Source organism: Staphylococcus sp. HMSC071G07, assembly GCF_001811435.1.
Classification (GTDB): Bacteria; Bacillota; Bacilli; order Staphylococcales; family Staphylococcaceae; genus Staphylococcus; species Staphylococcus pettenkoferi.
In genome coordinates this window covers 29,284-45,294 of record NZ_KV804783.1, presented here as the reverse complement: position 1 = coordinate 45,294, position 16,011 = coordinate 29,284, and the positions used below count along the sequence as shown (strand labels likewise).

Genomic DNA, 16,011 nt, shown 5'->3' with positions numbered 1-16,011 from the left:
CTCGATATGCTTGATATGTCAATATTCTAGAGATGAGCTCTACTACGATATAATACCACCTTATCGAGACGGCGTGGTCGATATTAGTAAGCTATTCCCACTTTTACCATAGCTAAAAACTAATCTGTAACCGCCCTACATTTCATTCTGTGCCCCATTACTTTATACTGGATATAACTACTTTGCAACTCAAGAACGGTAATTCAAGCAGTATGGATTGGGGGTTAAGTTATGAATTTAGAAAAAATTGTTATCGCACCAGATTCATTTAAAGAAAGTATGTCCGCAAAGGAAGCATCAGAGGCTATCAAACGCGGTTTCGCGAAAGTTTATCCAGTAGCTCACACGGATTACACACTGATTCCTATGGCAGATGGTGGCGAAGGAACGACAGAAGCATTGTCTGAAGCCTTACAAGCAGAGCGTGTGACTGCAGAGGTGCATGACCCATTAATGCGTGAAATCATGAGTAGTTACGCTTATGCGACAGATAGTCAAACCGCTGTCATTGAGATGGCCAGCGCGTCAGGCTTAGATCTCTTAACCCCAGAAGAACGTAATCCTGCGCGTACTTCTTCCTATGGGACAGGTGAATTAATTCAAGATGCGTTAGACCGTGGCGCAACACGTATTATTCTAGGTATTGGAGGTAGCGCAACAAATGACGGCGGCGTCGGCATGATGCGTGCACTCGGTATTCATTTCTTAGACGATCAACATCAACCGATTAAACATGGCGGTATAGCACTAGCTGATATTCAAACTATCGATACTTCTCAACTTGATTCACGTTTGAAACAAGTTGATATTACCGTCGCTTGTGATGTTCGCAACCCGTTGCTTGGTAAGGACGGTGCGACGTATACATATGGACGTCAGAAAGGTGCTGACGATGCTATGCTCTCTCAACTTGAAGCAGCGTTAGCTCATTATCATTCTCAAATCTCGACTCATCTTTCTCAAGATGTTAAAAATATTCCAGGTGCCGGTGCTGCTGGCGGTTTAGGTACAGCACTCCTCGCCTTTTTACACGCACAACTGACGCCTGGGATTGAAGTCGTCTTACAAGAAACCAACTTTGAGCATCGCGTGAAAGATGCCGATCTCGTCATTACAGGTGAAGGTCAGATGGATTACCAATCTATCTATGGCAAGACGCCTATAGGTGTGGCACAAGTCGCTCAACGTCATGATGTACCTGTCATCGCTATCAATGGCGTGTTGGGTAATGGCTATCAGGCAGTGTACGAACATGGGATTGCTGCGGCTTTCAGTATGTTACAGCGTAATGTGAGTTTAGACACTGCTTTGAAAAATGGCCCTTTAAATTTAGAATATACCTCAGAGAACGTAGCACGTATTCTGAATTTAAGTTACAATAGTAACAATTAATTTAGTGACGCTCTGACTAGTCACGTGTAAAGGAGTAATCTCATGAATCAACCACTTTCACAACGCTTCCCATTGATGCTCATCATCGTCTTAGGTATCATGACGACATTTGGACCTCTGACGATTGATATGTACAATGTCTCACTCACAAATGTGAAAAGTAGTTTCGACATCACTGCTTCGGAAGCCCAATTAACTTTATCTACCGCTATGATTGGTTTAGCGATCGGACAGTTCCTCTTTGGTCCATTGTCTGATGCATTTGGACGTAAGAAAGTCGCTTTAACGATTATAGCGATCTATGTCATTGCGTCAGTCGTGGCAATCTTTACATCTACACTTCCGTTCTTCTTAATCTTGCGTTTTATCCAAGGGATGACAGGTGGTGGCGCTATCGTTATCGCGAAAGCGTCTGTCGGTGATAAGCAAGAAGGAACGAAACTGGCGAAGTCTATTTCTGCTTTGCTCGTCGTTAATGGTATTGTCACTATTATCGCGCCGCTACTCGGAGGCTATGCGCTTACACTAGGAAACTGGAAAGCGATCTTTGTGCTTCTTGCGGTGATTAGTTTAATTATTCTACTACTTGCTGGTTATAAAATGGAAGAAACGCGCGAACAGAATGTAGCGCGCTTGAATTTCCCTGAAATCATTCAGGATTATGGAACGTTATTAAAGAAACCGAGCTTCTTATTGCCAATGTTTATTCAAGGTTTAACGTATGTTATGTTGTTTAGCTTTGCTTCGGCGGCACCGTTTATTACGGCGAATATGTATCATTTATCGCCACAGAAGTTTAGTGTGATTATCACGATGAATGGTATTGGTTTAATTATTATTAGTCAGCTGACTGCGTTGTTGGTTGAGTATTTTAACCGTTTGACGTTGTTGATTACGTTGACGATTGTGCAGATGGCGGGTGTGGCGCTGATTATTGCTTCGGTGACGGCGCATTTGCCGTTGTGGCTGTTAATCTTTGGTTTCTTCTTGAATGTGTGTCCGGTGACGGGGATTGGCCCGTTGAGTTTTGCGTTGGCGATGGAGTCGCGTTCGGGCGGTAGTGGTAATGCTTCGAGTTTGCTGGGCTTGTTCCAGTTTATCTTGGGTGGTGCTGTGAGTCCGCTTGTTGGTATTCAGGGGGAGAATAGTGTGCAGCCGTATGTGATTTTGTTGCTTGTGACGTCTGTGTTGATTGTGGCGTTGCAGGTGATGTTGAATGTGCGGCGTAGTCGTTTAGGTTAAGGTGAAATGTGTGTTGGTAGGATTGTAGTGTGTTGTACTAATTTGTATTCGTAGGAATATGGTGTTTGTTCCTAATTTGCAATACTTCGTATTGGGGGTGGCGACGCTTTCCGCAGGCATGGCTTGAGCCTGTAGTCTCAAGACGCATGCTATTCCTGCAGGAGTCGCGCCATCCCCCTTAACTTGTATTGCATGTATTCTGTAATTTAATATCATTCTTTCTAAAATGCTAAATACTAGATAAACTGCCATCAACACAACACACACTCTCTCTTAGTTGTTTGTTTTTAATATAGTGTTTCGATCTATTTTGCAATACTGCGTATTGGGAGGTGGTGACGCTTTCCCAGGTGGTCACGTTCAACTAATTCATAACGCTTGTTGCGCGTTATGAATGGATTTTCACTGTGCCCTTGATACCTCGGGAGTCGCACCACCTCTTTTATACTCGTCTTGCAATTGTATCTAGACATTTTAATATTTTCCTATAATACCAAATATCACATTAACCACAACCAACACACTTTCTCTTATATGTTTGGTTTTAATAGAGTGTTTCTAGGAATGAAGTGTTTCTTACTTATCTGTTATATACTCATCATTCATACACTTCCACTCTATCTATGTGTTTAGGATTGAATATAAATGTTTCTTACTAAATCTAAATATGGAAATTTAGGGAGAATGGCATCTTTGAAAAGTGCCATTCTCCTATTTAGTGTTGAGGTTAAATTCAATTATTTTATCAATGACTTGTCATTAATATAAAGTATTCTATTCGAATCACTTAGCTCTATACTTTTACCATCTGTTTCATCTATAATAAATATACTAATTGGACAGGAAAGAGGGAGATTAGATGAAGCGCATGTTGCCTGTTAAACCGATAAGCCAGCTGTTTCCTATCCCTATGGTCATGGGGTGTGAAGGTGTGGCGGCTGCTATGCTCTTACAATACAATCATCGTCGTATTAAGGCGACGACAATAATGAAGGATTGGCCGAAGCATCGTAATAATCCGCGTAAGGGTTATGTGGGTCATCAGTTGTTGGTGAAGTTTGGGTTTCATCAAACGATCTTTCCTCAGGCGTATGTACCTCATCTTAAGCAGTTTCATGATGGCTTTAAAGATGGCACGGGCAAGACTCTGGATGAACTGGAAACGATTATCGATGCGGGGCAGCCTGTTCTGATTTACCATACCGTGCTGGGTCAATCGCCTGCGCTTCGTTGGTTTAAGATGGATGGCACGAAGGAGCAACTCACTTCGAATATTCATACCACTGTGTTAATCGGTTATGACGATCAATATTACTATTACATTGACCCGTTGTGGAGTCAGTGGTTTCACTCTGTCTACGTCCCGGCGTTCATTCCGAACCGCTTCCAAGTTATTCGTATGCCTAAAGCTCGTATGCAGCAAAGTTATGATGCACCTGGTCGTATGTGTATTTATATTCAGCCAACTCGTTAAGTGTTTTTGCCTTTTAAAAATAACTTCACTTAACTAGATTTCAATCACTTGTAATGTCTGAGTCATTTCCCGGGAAATATCGGACGTGCGCCATTGTCGTGGATAACCGAGGCAAGGACAAATGTACTCAATACCTTGGTCGTTGAGTCGTTTTCTAAAATGTACGTGACCCATCACACTATAGCGAATCGGATAATGATGATAAATGTCCGCAAATTTCGAAGTGCCGAGATAGGCGTTAAAGAAGTCAAAGAGTCGATGTGGAAGTGGGACGACGAATTCCGGATGCGTGACCACGTGTGTGACGAGAATAATTTGGCGAGGTCCTACTTTCGCAAGGTCTTCTTTAGTATGTTCAACTGCGCGTTCTGCCAGCTCTAAGTCTTTGTAAGGCAAGTCAATGCGTTCTTTGTCTTGCCAAGTAGCGCCGTAGAATTTACCTCGTGCTAGACGTTCTTGTGTGAATTTCGAACTCGCATAGCTATAATCGTACCAACCTGTGTTACCTACTATCGCCCACGCGTCGTTAATGATATAAGGTGAACCTACTAGACATTCGTCCATTTCACGATAGCGTTGAAGTATCTCTGCTGTAGAAGGTTGATCTTCTGAGGTCCATAAATCATGATTACCTGGGACGAAGCGAATGGTTATATTTGTGAACTGTTCCAGACAATGAATAAAGTCCACCACGATGTCATCTCGATTAGCGATATCTCCAGCTATGATGAGTAAATCCACCTCGTGCTGCCTTACACTTTGACTCAACACTGTCGCATAGTCATTAGGCGTCAGTTCATTATGTCGATCCACATGTAAATCTGCAATCAATCCTATCTTCATCACACACTTCCCCTTTCTCATGATAGTCACATTATAAAGGTTAGATGCATTCTCCACCTATCGAACTGCTTAACTCATATATTTATTATTGCACGTGAATGCGCTCACTTTAGACACTTTCTCAATTTCTTTCTAGGTTTATCAATTTAAAATGACTTCTCGCAATTTCGGAGTCATATCACATAGTACTTCCCCACATTAAATGCTAAAATATTGAGTAATACACTACACAGATGAGGAGACCCTATGTATTTATTAGAAGCATTTTTAATCTTTATACTCGCGGTAGTCATCAGTTCAATCATACATAATCGACTGCCGAAAGTACCTATGGCTTTTATCCAAATTGCCCTAGGTGTCTGTCTATTTATCCTACCTATCCCACTCCACTTCGAATTTGATTCAGAAGTGTTTATGATGGCGGTCATCGCGCCACTACTATTCGTCGAAGGGACGCATGTCTCTCGTACCAAGCTACTTGAATATCGTAAGCCGATTATATTGATGGCGATGGCACTCGTCTTCACAACTGTCATTGGTGTTGGCTTCTTTATCCATTGGATTTGGCCACACTTACCGATGCCAGCTGCCTTCGCGATTGCGGCCATCCTATGTCCAACTGACGCGGTTGCTGTGCAAGCGATTACGAAAGGCAAAGTCCTGCCCAAAGGTGCCATGTCGATACTCGAAGGCGAGTCGCTGTTGAATGATGCTGCCGGTATCATTTCATTTAAAATTGCAGTCACTGCGCTAGTTACAGGCGCTTTCTCTGCCTTAAATGCGATCGGCCAATTTATTATTTCTACAATTATTGGTGTGCTGATTGGATTTATTATCGGCTTTGTCATCGTACGTTTACGTGTCTATCTTTCCGCAAATAAAGGATTGAAAGACAGTAACACACTCATTTTTATTCAGTTATTAACACCCTTCGCAGTGTATCTATTGGCTGAAGAGCTCCACGCTTCCGGTATCATTGCAGTTGTAGTAGCTGGATTGGTTCATGGTTTCGAACATGACCGTTTAATTCGTGCCCAAACCGAGCTACAAATGAGTTACAACCAAATTTGGGATACACTCAGTTACGCATTGAATGGTTTCGTATTTGTCGTGTTAGGCTACATTGTTCCTAAGGTAGTTATCGATATCGTTGAGCATGAACCAGAGAACATTCACTTCTTGATTATTACCACCTTGCTCATTGCCTTAGCGATTTACATCGTGCGTTTCGTCTGGGTCTACATTTGGTTCAAAGACTTTTACTATCCGCGAAATATTCAGTCTTACTTAGACGAGGAGACCGATACGCCGCCGAGACGTGGTTCTTATGCTTTAGTTATGACGATGTGTGGCATTCACGGTACCATTTCACTCTCGATGGCCCTAACATTGCCAACCATGCTTGCTGACCATCATGCCTTTACTTTTAAAAATGACCTATTATTCATCGCATCATTAATGGTCTTAATCAGCTTAGTCATGGCCCAAGTTATATTACCACTCATCACACCTTCAGCATCACGTAAAGAACAACAAACGATGAGCTATCAAACGACTAAAATCTATATTCTCGAACGCGTGATTAGCTATTTCAGAGAACAAGGTAAACAACACAAAGATGAAAACTACAGTGCGATTATTTCCTCGTACTTCGATGAACTACTCTTCCTCCTGCAAATTGAGCCGGAGAACAAAAATGCGAAAGAAGTGAAACGCTTAGAAGACCTCGCATCAGAAGTCGAAACAGAAACACTCGAACGACTCGTGGAACAAGATAAAATCGATCGCGCCGTCCTACAAAAATATCACACAGCGATTGAAAACACTGTGCATTATCGCGAATCAACCTTCGTGCAGAGATTCAAAATGCGTATCAAGATGTTCGCCTTACGTTATCGCGCAAAGAACAAACCAGAATCCAAACAACAACTTGCCGAGTTTAAAACAAACATGCGAGAAGTGATGAAAGTCATGCGTATCGTTCACCACAACATCGCGTTACGCTTGACCAAAGAACAAACGAACGAAAACGTCTTCGAAGTAAGCATCGTCCTTTACGAATACTACAACCGCTTCAACCTATTACGTAGACGTAACAGAAAATATACAAAAACAGCACCACTTCAAACCGCAGAACAGAAAATGCAAGGTTTATACCTACAACGCCAATACCTAGACGAACTCGTCGCACAAGGCCACGTGAATCAAACCATTGCGACCCAAGTTCGCGAAAATATTAACTACAACGAAATCGTCGTGGCTAGTGAATAAAAGAGCATACACATACTGAATTAAAGAGAAGAAGCTGGGACAAAATCGAAGATATTTATTTTCAATGTTTTACTCCCTTCATACACCATTTTCTTTTAGTGTTCCAGCCTCTTCTTTAACTATAATTAGAAGATTTCATAAACATCTTTATTTAACTATGGTAGCTATTTAACGACAATATTAGAGTTTCATCTCTTTCGAATACTTCATTTTACCCCAATTAACGTAGATGAAGAGTTAATTTTTTAATATTTTTATCACTTAATTAAGCAAACTTATTTTTCCTCGATATTCTAAAACTCAAATCCCATAAGACATCAACTTATATAGAAACACTACCACCCTCGAAACACTCTATTAAACCTAAACAAACAACAGAGAAATTGTGGTGTTGATTGAGTGAATTTTACTTTCCAAAGTTAGAAGCAAACAATTTATACTTCGAACTCCTGCAACACGAGTAAAAAAGAGGTGGTGCGACTCCCGAGGTATCAAGGGCACAGTGAAAATCCATTCATAACGCGTAACAAGCGTTATGAATTAGTTGAACGTGACCACCTGGGAAAGCGTCACCACCTCACGATACGAAGTATTGCAAATTAGTAGAAGACACTAAAATTAATACCAATACAAAATAAAAGTGTATGATTGGGAGTGGGTTATTACATTTGCAAATTAGTACGTGATTAGCTATTCTCTATACTTTTACGCAATACAAGTTAAAGGGGGATGGCGCGACTCCTGCAGGAATAGCATGCGTCTTGAGACTACAGGCTCAAGCCATGCCTGCGGAAAGCGTCGCCACCCCCAATACGCAGTATTGCAAATTAGTAACCAACTTTAAATTCTTACGAATACAAATTAGTCACAACACCCTACAATTACACCTAAATCCCACGATACATTTTAATAAACCCACCTCCTATGATACAGTGAGTGAGAAGACAAACAAACCAACCCGGAGGCCCAGCCATATGCACAAAAAATGGTTACTACTCATCACAACCCTCATCCTACTCACAGGATGCAACTACCAAAACCCAGAAGACCGCACCGGCTTCTTCTACAACACCTTCGTCAGTCCCCTAGACCATCTACTACACAGCCTAGGCCACCTATACAACGGTAACTACGGCTTCGCGATCATCACCATCGTACTCATCGTCAGAATCATCCTACTCCCATTCATGGTCATGCAAACCAAGAATTTACACATGATGCGCGAAAAAACCAACATCATTAAACCGAAGATCGACAAGATTAAATCCCGCATCAAAAACGCCGAAGACCAAGAAGAGAAGAACAACGCACACCAAGAGCTCGTCACAACCTACAAACAGTTTGGTATCAGTCCGTGGAAGAGTATGCTCGGTTGCTTACCGATACTCGTTCAAATTCCATTGCTGTTCGCTTTAATCGCAGTGTTGAAGTATCCAACGGCAGGCGGCATCAATGCGCATCCACATTTCTTGTGGTTCAACTTAACGGAACCTGAAATCTTCATCACGATTATTGCAGCAGTGATTTATTTCATCCAGCCAATCGCTAACCTCATCCATTATCCGAAAGGTCAGCGCACGCCCTACTACATCATGATGATTGCGTCACCAATCTTTATTAGCTTCGTGGCGTTACATTCCGCGTCAGCCCTCGGACTTTACTGGACGTTTAGTGGTTTATTCTTGATTATTCAAGTTCACTTTGCACATCAGTATTATGGTAAAAAGGCTCGGCGAGAAGCACGCGAACTCGCCCAACGCACAGGTCATCTTAGCGAAGAGGAGCAACATGAGTAAATGCCTTTCTTGCTCTAAAATGATTTCGCCTCATTTTAGAGCTTTTTTACACAAAAAAGCCAACCCGACAGGAACTTCACTCCCCTCGCGTTGGCTAAAATACATCTCTATTTCGTTTTAATAGCACGTCTAACTAATTCAATCGTTTTCGCCCAAACGATGTGGCCAAAGAATTCAGACACGAGTTCTTGTGGTGGTAAGTCTTTACGTTTCGGCGTAATTTTTAATAATGGTAATAATACATCGTGAAATGCTACGTGGACTGCGATACCAAACACACTACCATAACCTTTCGTTACTGTAGTGCAACGTTCGGCCATTAATGTGTAGACTAACGCGTTGGCCATGGAGAATCCGAAATGTACACCCATCACGGCCACCGGAATAGGATTACGATTATAAACCACACGGAAATCTAACACTTTATCCCCTACATTGACCTTTTTTAAAAATGTTAAAGGCGGGGGTTCTTCTTCTCGTTGTGGCGTGCGTGGTGGGAATAGACTCTCCCATCCAATCTTCACTGCACCGGCCAACAAGCCACCTGCAATGCCAGTGAGTGCGACACGTTTCACCGAAATATTTGCCATTTGAAACACCTCTATCTTCTCAGGATTCATTATATTATCTACCCGTATTATACCTTACTCTATGCATTTCAAATGACTTATATTGCTAGAACCATTTTAAACGATCAGACGCGCTCTGTGTTGAGGGTCTTAACGTCTCAATCAGAATGAGGATTAAACAAATAAATATAATCAACGCAAAGAAGATGGCTAATCCATCATGTCTACTTAAATCGAAAGCAATCGCTCCTATAATCGTTACGATGCACAAGATGAATGCCATTCGTGGTTGGCGTCCTGCATCATGAAAGCGACGCATTGTAAGTGTGATTGTTGGAATAATTGTCGCTAACATGAAGAGCCCAATCAATCCAAAGAGTAGCGCGCTGAGTAGAATCGAGCCTGCCAGAAAGCTAATAAGCCCTAACACGGCTACTACAAATATCGCGATAATGTGTAGAATAATCGGCGTCCAGAAATGTTGGCGCGACGTCTTATCTTTGTAATTAATATAGTTTTGCCAGAATGCTTTATATCCTTCAATCATTTCTTATTCACCTCTGCAATGACGTCGTATACTTGAACGTTGTGTTTCACTATATCATACACAGCGAACCACGTATAATCTCCGCACATTTTACCTAATACTGCAATCCCTCATCAGTGGTTAAACTGATTCTTCGGTACTAAGGCCCAGATTAAAATGAACGCGAGCAACGCACAAACGACGTTGAAACCAAGGCCATACGTCATCCCTTGTTGGATGTTGAATTTATCGCCCATCACTGAGAACAACGTACCTGAAATGGCTAAACCGAATGAGTTACCTAATGACGAAGCCATCTTGTACACACCAGAAGCCACGCCAACCTTATCATCTGGCGCTGTTGAAACGGCTGTGTCTGTAGATGGTGTTGCGTACATACCTAAACCTGTACCGTAAATGAGATAGCCGATGATACTCACAACGACGTACCATGTTGGTGGTAAGAAGACGAGCATCAATAAGACGATGCCGACACCGTTGAGTAGCGCGCCAATCATCATTGGACGTTTCGCTCCCATCGACTGCAGCACTTTCTCACCGATCGGAATCATAATGAGAACTGAAATCAAATAGGTCAAAGTAATATAGCCTGCTTGGGATGAGTTAAAGCCCAGTCCGGATTGGAAATATGTATTGGCCACGAGTGTGGTACCAAATACCGCGTTAAGTAAAAAGTTGGAAATCGTCGCCCCGCTATATCCTTTATGTTTAAATAAACCAAAGTCGATCAACGGATTATTATATTTCTGTTCCCAAATAATAAAGGCGATGAATGACATGATAAAGACGACAATCATACTTATAATGAGCAGAGACATCAATCCGTAATCTGACGCTTGTGTAATAATCATGTTGATACTTAACATCGCAATGACTAATAGAACCAAGCCAACAAAGTCAAACTTGTTCTCTGCAGCTTTCTCAGATTTCGGTGCTTTGGTCTCAGGTGCATGTTTGATAAGAAACATACTGAGTAATGCGACGATGATAGAAATGATAAAAATAGAACGCCAACCTACGTATGTTGCCATGAAGCCACCGAAGACGGAACAAATTCCTGAACCGCCCCAAGAGCCAATGGACCAGTATGTGAGTGCACGTTGACGCGCTTTGCCTATGTAATACGTATTAATAATTGCTAGTGTAGCAGGCATAATACATGCGCCGGATATACCTTGAATTGCACGCCCAATAATTAATAGCGGTGCAAATCCAGGAATAATAATCAGTCCTGAACCAATTACGCTCAAGATCAAACCGATATACGTTAACTTCATACGACCATAACGATCGGCAAGTCCACCTGCACCTACGACAAGTAAACCACACAGTAATGCGGTTAAACTCACTGCTGCATTAATCGTTCCTAGTTTCGTGTTAAATGATTGTTGTAATGTTGGAACTATATTCACGAGTGAATTGGCAAAGAGCCAGAATGTAATCACTCCGAGAAATATTCCTAGTAGCAATCGATTGTCTCCCTTAAAGGTTCGCCCAGAATCCATTGCAAGTTCGCCTCCTATAAAGTTTCCAAAATAAATAAAAATGTTTCGAAACTGCTAGTGCTACTATGTAACTTAACGGTCATCACGCTCTTTTGAGCGATATATTTATTCGTTCAACCTGTAGCTCTAACAATCTCAAAACGCTCATGTTCACCAAATATATGATGACGTTATATCTTTTCATTTTTCGTCATTCATAATATGTTGCTCGGAATTATTTTGGTAATCTTGATGTTTTGCTAATTTCTAAAATAACACTTAAATATAAAAAAGGCTAATATTTTTAACATCTCACACAAGAACAAATTCTAATTTTAATCTAAAAATTACATCAATAGTGAAATAATTTAATAGCGTTTTGTTATATATCTCTGATATGTAGTATAATAAAAGGTAATCACAACATGGCAGGTGGCACGATGTTTAACTTATTTATGCTCTTACTTGAGCGGATGGGCTTGATTATTCTACTCGCTTATATCTTAATGAACATCAATTATTGTAAAAATATCATGAATCAACGAGAACAACTTCATGCTAAAGTGAAACTCATCTTTATCTTCAGTTGTTTCTCTATCTTGTCTAACTTCACAGGAATACAAATTCGAGGAAATGAAATCATCAGCGGCACGTTATACCAACATTTGCCTCATGACGCTTCGATGGCCAATACGCGTGTGTTAACGATTGGGGTCTCAGGTTTAGTTGGTGGACCATACGTCGCGTTGATGGTCGGCGTTATCTCTGGTCTCGTCCGTGTCTACATAGGAGGCGCTGATGCGTATACGTATTTCATTTCATCTATCTTTATCGCGTTATTATCTGGATATTTCGGACGTAAAGCGATGCAGTCCCATCAGTATCCGACTGCTTTGAAGGGCGCTATGGTTGGTGTAGTCAGCGAGGTCATCCAAATGCTTTGTATCCTCGTCTTCTCACATCACCCGCAATTGTCATGGAATCTGTTCAGCTTTATCTCTATACCGATGATTATGATTAACTCCATAGGTACGGCAATCTTCTTGTCCATCATACTCTCAACAATTCGCCAAGAGGAAGAGACACGCGCGATTCAAACGCATGACGTGTTACAGCTTGCAAACGCTACGCTACCCTACTTCCGCTCTGGGTTAAATGAGCGTTCTGCCAAACGTGCAGCTGAAATCATACTGAATTTGATGCAAGTTTCGGCAGTAGCGATCACCAACCGACGTGATATTCTGACACATGTCGGCGCAGGATGCGATCACCATGTTGCCCAGAAAGCGATTATTACTAATTTGTCTAAAGAGGCCATTCGTACTGGTACGTTAAAGGAAGCCTATTCACGTGAAGATATCGGTTGTAACAATCCGAACTGTCCTTTAGAGGCAGCGATTGTCGTTCCACTCTATTTACGTGAAGAAGTAGTAGGCACACTTAAACTGTATTTTACCGATCGTACCGTGATTACGACTTCTGATAAACAAATGGCATCAGGTTTAGCTGAAATCTTTTCTAGCCAAATCGAACTAGGTCAAGCTGAGATGCAAAGCGCATTGTTAAGAGATGCGGAAATTAAATCGTTACAAGCGCAAGTGAATCCTCACTTCTTCTTTAACGCAATTAATACAATTTCTGCAATGATACGAATCAACAGTGAGAAAGCTCGAGATTTGTTGCTACAGCTTAGTCAATTCTTCCGCTCTAACTTGCAAGGTGCGCGAGATAATATCATCACTTTAGAGCAAGAGCTCCAGCAAGTTGAGGCATACATTTCACTTGAACAAGCGCGTTATCCTGACCGCTTCAACATTCAATTCAAGATTGCACCGGAGACGAAACACGCGAACGTTCCACCTTTCGTGCTTCAAATTCTAGTGGAGAATGCGATTAAACATGCTTTTACCCATCGGAAAAAGAATAATCGTGTGCTTGTAGAAACATCGACGAAAGCGCAACATATGCGTTTAAGTGTGACGGATAATGGCCACGGTATTCCTGAAGAGAAATTACCACAGTTAGGTAAAAGTAGTGTGAGTTCAGAGTCAGGTACCGGCAGCGCGCTCGAGAATTTAAACCGCAGACTTACTGGACTCTTTGGCAATCAAGCACAGCTCCATTTCGACTCTAATAAGAAAGGAACTCGCATCTATTGCGATATTCCATACCAACATCACAAGGAGGCGCTCACTCATGAAAGCCATCATCGTTGACGATGAACCTTTAGCACGCAATGAATTGCGCTATCTATTAACAGAAATTCAACCTTTCGAACAAATATCTGAAGCTGAAACGATTCAAGAAACACTTGAACTGCTTTTGTTCGATACGTATGATGTCGTCTTTCTCGACATCAATTTGATGGATGAGAGTGGTTTAGACATGGCATCAAAGATCAATCAGATGGCTAATCACCCACATATCATCTTTGCGACAGCGCACGATAACTTTGCGGTCAAAGCCTTTGAGTTAAACGCGACAGACTATATTCTCAAGCCTTTTGAGAAATCACGTATTGAACAGGCTTTAGCGAAGATTACGCCAAGCACTCCATCAGACACGCCGCATAACCAAGCTGCGTCAACCCATCACGAAGTTGAAAGCGAGGCTAATGACGCTTCACCGTATGACTTTGATAAACTTCCCGTAGAAATGGACGATCGCATCCATTTACTGAATACGAAAGATATTATAGCGATTTCTGTTAATAACGGAGTTACTACAATTAACACAACGACTGGTGATTTTGAAACGAATCAACCTTTAAGTCATTACGAACAACGGCTGAACGACAAGCGTTTTATCCGTATTCATCGTGCGACGATTATTAACCGAAACTATATTCAAACTATCGATCATTGGTTTAATTACACGTACCAATTGACGATGATGCGAGACTTGAAATTCCAAGTTAGCCGCTCCTATATGAAGCGATTCAAACAGCAATTCGGACTGGACTGACAGTCACAAGGCGTTTAATGCAACTCGGCTCATAGTTATTGCATTTCAGTCTGAAAAGCCCTTGAAAACGCACTTTGTCTTTTATAATAGAAGTGAAATAGTAAAGGGAGGATGTTATGGATGGCAACTGCAAAATCTCATAATAACACAGCACAAACATCACGAAATAAGGAAAGTAAGACTTACACTTTCTTACACCAAGTTACTGTCCTAGGAATCATCTTGCTTATCTCTAAAGTGATCGAAGGCATTTCCCCAGTGCCGATGCCAGGCTCAGTTGTTGGTTTGGTATTACTCTTCATCGCTTTATGTACTGGCATAGTGAAATTAGGACAAGTTGAAACAGTAGGTACGGCACTCACGAATAACATCGGACTATTCTTCGTTCCAGCCGGTATCTCTGTAATTAACTCACTCGGTGTAATTAGTTCGAAACCGATTTTAATCATATTACTGATTATCATTTCAACATTATTACTCTTATTATGTACAGGTTTCACTTCTCAACTCTTGATGAAGTTCTCAAGAAAGTCAGATGATACGTTGGAAGCAGCTAAGAGTGAGGAGGATGACAAATAATGGCACACATTCTTGATTTAATCGTACATACACCGTACTTTGGTATCTTGTTATCAGTCGTACCTTTTACGATTGCCGCGTATTTCTTTAAAAAGACGAATGGTTTCTTCTTATTAGCTCCATTATTCGTCGGCATGGTTGTAGGTATCGCATTCTTGAAGATTACAGGTATTAGTTATGAAAACTATAAAATTGGTGGGGACATCGTTAACTTCTTCTTAGAACCAGCAACGATGTGTTTCGCAATCCCACTGTATAAAAAACGTGACGTCTTGAAAAAATATTGGTTCCAAATCTTTGGTAGTTTGGTTGTGGGTACAACGGTCGCATTAGTATTGATCATCTTGATTGGTAAGATTGCGTTGTTCTCTGATCAAATCATCAACTCTATGTTACCGCAAGCGGCTACTACTGCAGTGGCGTTACCGGTGTCTGATGGCATCCATGGTATTAAGGAATTGACTTCTCTTGCATGTATTTTGAATGGGGTTATCATCTATGCGTTGGGTACGAAGATGATTCGTTTCTTCAGAATTACGAACCCGATTGCGAGAGGTTTGGCTATGGGTACGAGTGGTCACTCTTTAGGTGTGGCGGCTGCGCAGGACTTTGGTCAGACTGAGGAGTCTATGGCGAGTATCGCGCTTGTGCTTGTGGGTGTTGTAGTTGTTGTTGTGGCGCCGATCTTGTCTCAGTTCTTGGTCTGAGTCGGCTAGTTGTATGGTATTATGTTTGGCTCTGGGATGTGTGTCATCCTGGGGCTTTTTTGTGTCGTTGGAATATGGGGTATTGTACTAATTTGCATTCGATGGAATGTGATGTTTACTACTAATTTGCAATACTGCGTATT

13 protein-coding genes are annotated in these 16,011 nt (G+C 41.5%); 9 read left to right on the top strand and 4 right to left on the bottom strand.

All coding sequences use genetic code 11. The features are described from left to right. The first annotated feature begins 231 nt into the window (after positions 1-231). The 3 genes from HMPREF2802_RS08995 (at position 232) to HMPREF2802_RS08980 (ending at position 4,108) form a co-directional block, all read left to right on the top strand. Positions 232-1,392 (top strand): glycerate kinase, encoded by a 1,161-nt coding sequence (locus tag HMPREF2802_RS08995; RefSeq protein ID WP_070503801.1) that lies wholly within the window; start codon positions 232-234, stop codon positions 1,390-1,392. 42 nt (positions 1,393-1,434) lie between these two features. Beyond that, the gene (locus HMPREF2802_RS08990; protein ID WP_002471386.1) at positions 1,435-2,634 is read left to right on the top strand and encodes a putative multidrug effflux MFS transporter TcaB; all 1,200 of its coding nucleotides are present in this window, start codon (positions 1,435-1,437) and stop codon (positions 2,632-2,634) included. An 859-nt stretch (positions 2,635-3,493) separates the two neighbouring features. Further along, positions 3,494-4,108, top strand: a complete 615-nt coding sequence (locus HMPREF2802_RS08980; protein ID WP_070503795.1) for a C39 family peptidase — start codon at positions 3,494-3,496, stop codon at positions 4,106-4,108. Positions 4,109-4,141: 33 nt separating this feature from the next. Here the strand turns inward: HMPREF2802_RS08980 and HMPREF2802_RS08975 are convergent, their stop codons facing one another. Continuing rightward, positions 4,142-4,951: a metallophosphoesterase gene (locus HMPREF2802_RS08975; protein ID WP_070503792.1), complete on the bottom strand. Its 810-nt coding sequence runs from the start codon at positions 4,949-4,951 to the stop codon at positions 4,142-4,144. Positions 4,952-5,197: 246 nt separating this feature from the next. Between HMPREF2802_RS08975 and HMPREF2802_RS08970 the strand changes: the two genes are divergently transcribed. Both HMPREF2802_RS08970 and yidC read left to right on the top strand, forming a co-directional pair. Next, positions 5,198-7,222, top strand: a complete 2,025-nt coding sequence (locus HMPREF2802_RS08970; protein ID WP_070503790.1) for a cation:proton antiporter — start codon at positions 5,198-5,200, stop codon at positions 7,220-7,222. Between the two features lie 974 nt (positions 7,223-8,196). Beyond that, positions 8,197-9,018: a membrane protein insertase YidC gene (yidC, locus tag HMPREF2802_RS08965; protein WP_002471015.1), complete on the top strand. Its 822-nt coding sequence runs from the start codon at positions 8,197-8,199 to the stop codon at positions 9,016-9,018. 107 nt (positions 9,019-9,125) lie between these two features. On the opposite strand, the gene HMPREF2802_RS08960 is transcribed toward yidC, so the two are convergent. The 3 genes from HMPREF2802_RS08960 to HMPREF2802_RS08950 all read right to left on the bottom strand — a co-directional run bounded on the left by HMPREF2802_RS08960 (position 9,126) and on the right by HMPREF2802_RS08950 (position 11,639). After that, the gene (locus tag HMPREF2802_RS08960) at positions 9,126-9,608 is read right to left on the bottom strand and encodes a DUF1440 domain-containing protein (protein ID WP_070503787.1); all 483 of its coding nucleotides are present in this window, start codon (positions 9,606-9,608) and stop codon (positions 9,126-9,128) included. Between the two features lie 85 nt (positions 9,609-9,693). Beyond that, positions 9,694-10,134 carry a DUF805 domain-containing protein gene (locus tag HMPREF2802_RS08955; RefSeq protein WP_070503785.1) on the bottom strand — a complete coding sequence of 147 codons (441 nt, stop codon included), beginning with the start codon at positions 10,132-10,134 and terminating at the stop codon, positions 9,694-9,696. 113 nt (positions 10,135-10,247) lie between these two features. Then, positions 10,248-11,639 (bottom strand): MFS transporter, encoded by a 1,392-nt coding sequence (locus tag HMPREF2802_RS08950; protein WP_070503782.1) that lies wholly within the window; start codon positions 11,637-11,639, stop codon positions 10,248-10,250. 419 nt (positions 11,640-12,058) lie between these two features. On the opposite strand from HMPREF2802_RS08950, the gene HMPREF2802_RS08945 reads away from it, so the two are divergent. The 4 genes from HMPREF2802_RS08945 to lrgB all read left to right on the top strand — a co-directional run bounded on the left by HMPREF2802_RS08945 (position 12,059) and on the right by lrgB (position 15,868). Beyond that, on the top strand, positions 12,059-13,834 hold the full coding sequence (locus HMPREF2802_RS08945) for a sensor histidine kinase (protein WP_070503948.1): 1,776 nt from the start codon (positions 12,059-12,061) through the stop codon (positions 13,832-13,834). After that, entirely contained in the window at positions 13,815-14,582 is a 768-nt protein-coding gene (locus HMPREF2802_RS08940) for a response regulator transcription factor LytR (protein ID WP_070503780.1), read from the top strand. Before HMPREF2802_RS08945 ends, HMPREF2802_RS08940 begins: the two co-directional genes overlap by 20 nt. 120 nt (positions 14,583-14,702) lie before the next feature. Continuing rightward, entirely contained in the window at positions 14,703-15,161 is a 459-nt protein-coding gene (lrgA, locus tag HMPREF2802_RS08935) for an antiholin-like murein hydrolase modulator LrgA (RefSeq protein ID WP_002471031.1), read from the top strand. Further along, complete coding sequence (gene lrgB, locus HMPREF2802_RS08930) at positions 15,161-15,868, top strand: antiholin-like protein LrgB (protein WP_002471025.1); 708 nt, start codon at positions 15,161-15,163, stop codon at positions 15,866-15,868. Before lrgA ends, lrgB begins: the two co-directional genes overlap by 1 nt. Positions 15,869-16,011 lie beyond the last annotated feature (143 nt).

What these genes read in the sequence shown, in the direction of transcription:
- HMPREF2802_RS08995 (WP_070503801.1), top strand. Translation starts at nt 232, where the DNA reads ATGAATTTAGAAAAAATTGTTATCGCACCAGATTCATTTAAAGAAAGT.
- HMPREF2802_RS08975 (WP_070503792.1), bottom strand. Translation starts at nt 4,951, where the DNA reads ATGAAGATAGGATTGATTGCAGATTTACATGTGGATCGACATAATGAA.
- HMPREF2802_RS08945 (WP_070503948.1), top strand. Translation starts at nt 12,059, where the DNA reads ATGTTTAACTTATTTATGCTCTTACTTGAGCGGATGGGCTTGATTATT.
- lrgA (WP_002471031.1), top strand. Translation starts at nt 14,703, where the DNA reads ATGGCAACTGCAAAATCTCATAATAACACAGCACAAACATCACGAAAT.
- lrgB (WP_002471025.1), top strand. Translation starts at nt 15,161, where the DNA reads ATGGCACACATTCTTGATTTAATCGTACATACACCGTACTTTGGTATC.
- HMPREF2802_RS08980 (WP_070503795.1), top strand. Translation starts at nt 3,494, where the DNA reads ATGAAGCGCATGTTGCCTGTTAAACCGATAAGCCAGCTGTTTCCTATC.
- HMPREF2802_RS08970 (WP_070503790.1), top strand. Translation starts at nt 5,198, where the DNA reads ATGTATTTATTAGAAGCATTTTTAATCTTTATACTCGCGGTAGTCATC.
- HMPREF2802_RS08950 (WP_070503782.1), bottom strand. Translation starts at nt 11,639, where the DNA reads ATGGATTCTGGGCGAACCTTTAAGGGAGACAATCGATTGCTACTAGGA.
- yidC (WP_002471015.1), top strand. Translation starts at nt 8,197, where the DNA reads ATGCACAAAAAATGGTTACTACTCATCACAACCCTCATCCTACTCACA.
- HMPREF2802_RS08960 (WP_070503787.1), bottom strand. Translation starts at nt 9,608, where the DNA reads ATGGCAAATATTTCGGTGAAACGTGTCGCACTCACTGGCATTGCAGGT.
- HMPREF2802_RS08955 (WP_070503785.1), bottom strand. Translation starts at nt 10,134, where the DNA reads ATGATTGAAGGATATAAAGCATTCTGGCAAAACTATATTAATTACAAA.
- HMPREF2802_RS08940 (WP_070503780.1), top strand. Translation starts at nt 13,815, where the DNA reads ATGAAAGCCATCATCGTTGACGATGAACCTTTAGCACGCAATGAATTG.
- HMPREF2802_RS08990 (WP_002471386.1), top strand. Translation starts at nt 1,435, where the DNA reads ATGAATCAACCACTTTCACAACGCTTCCCATTGATGCTCATCATCGTC.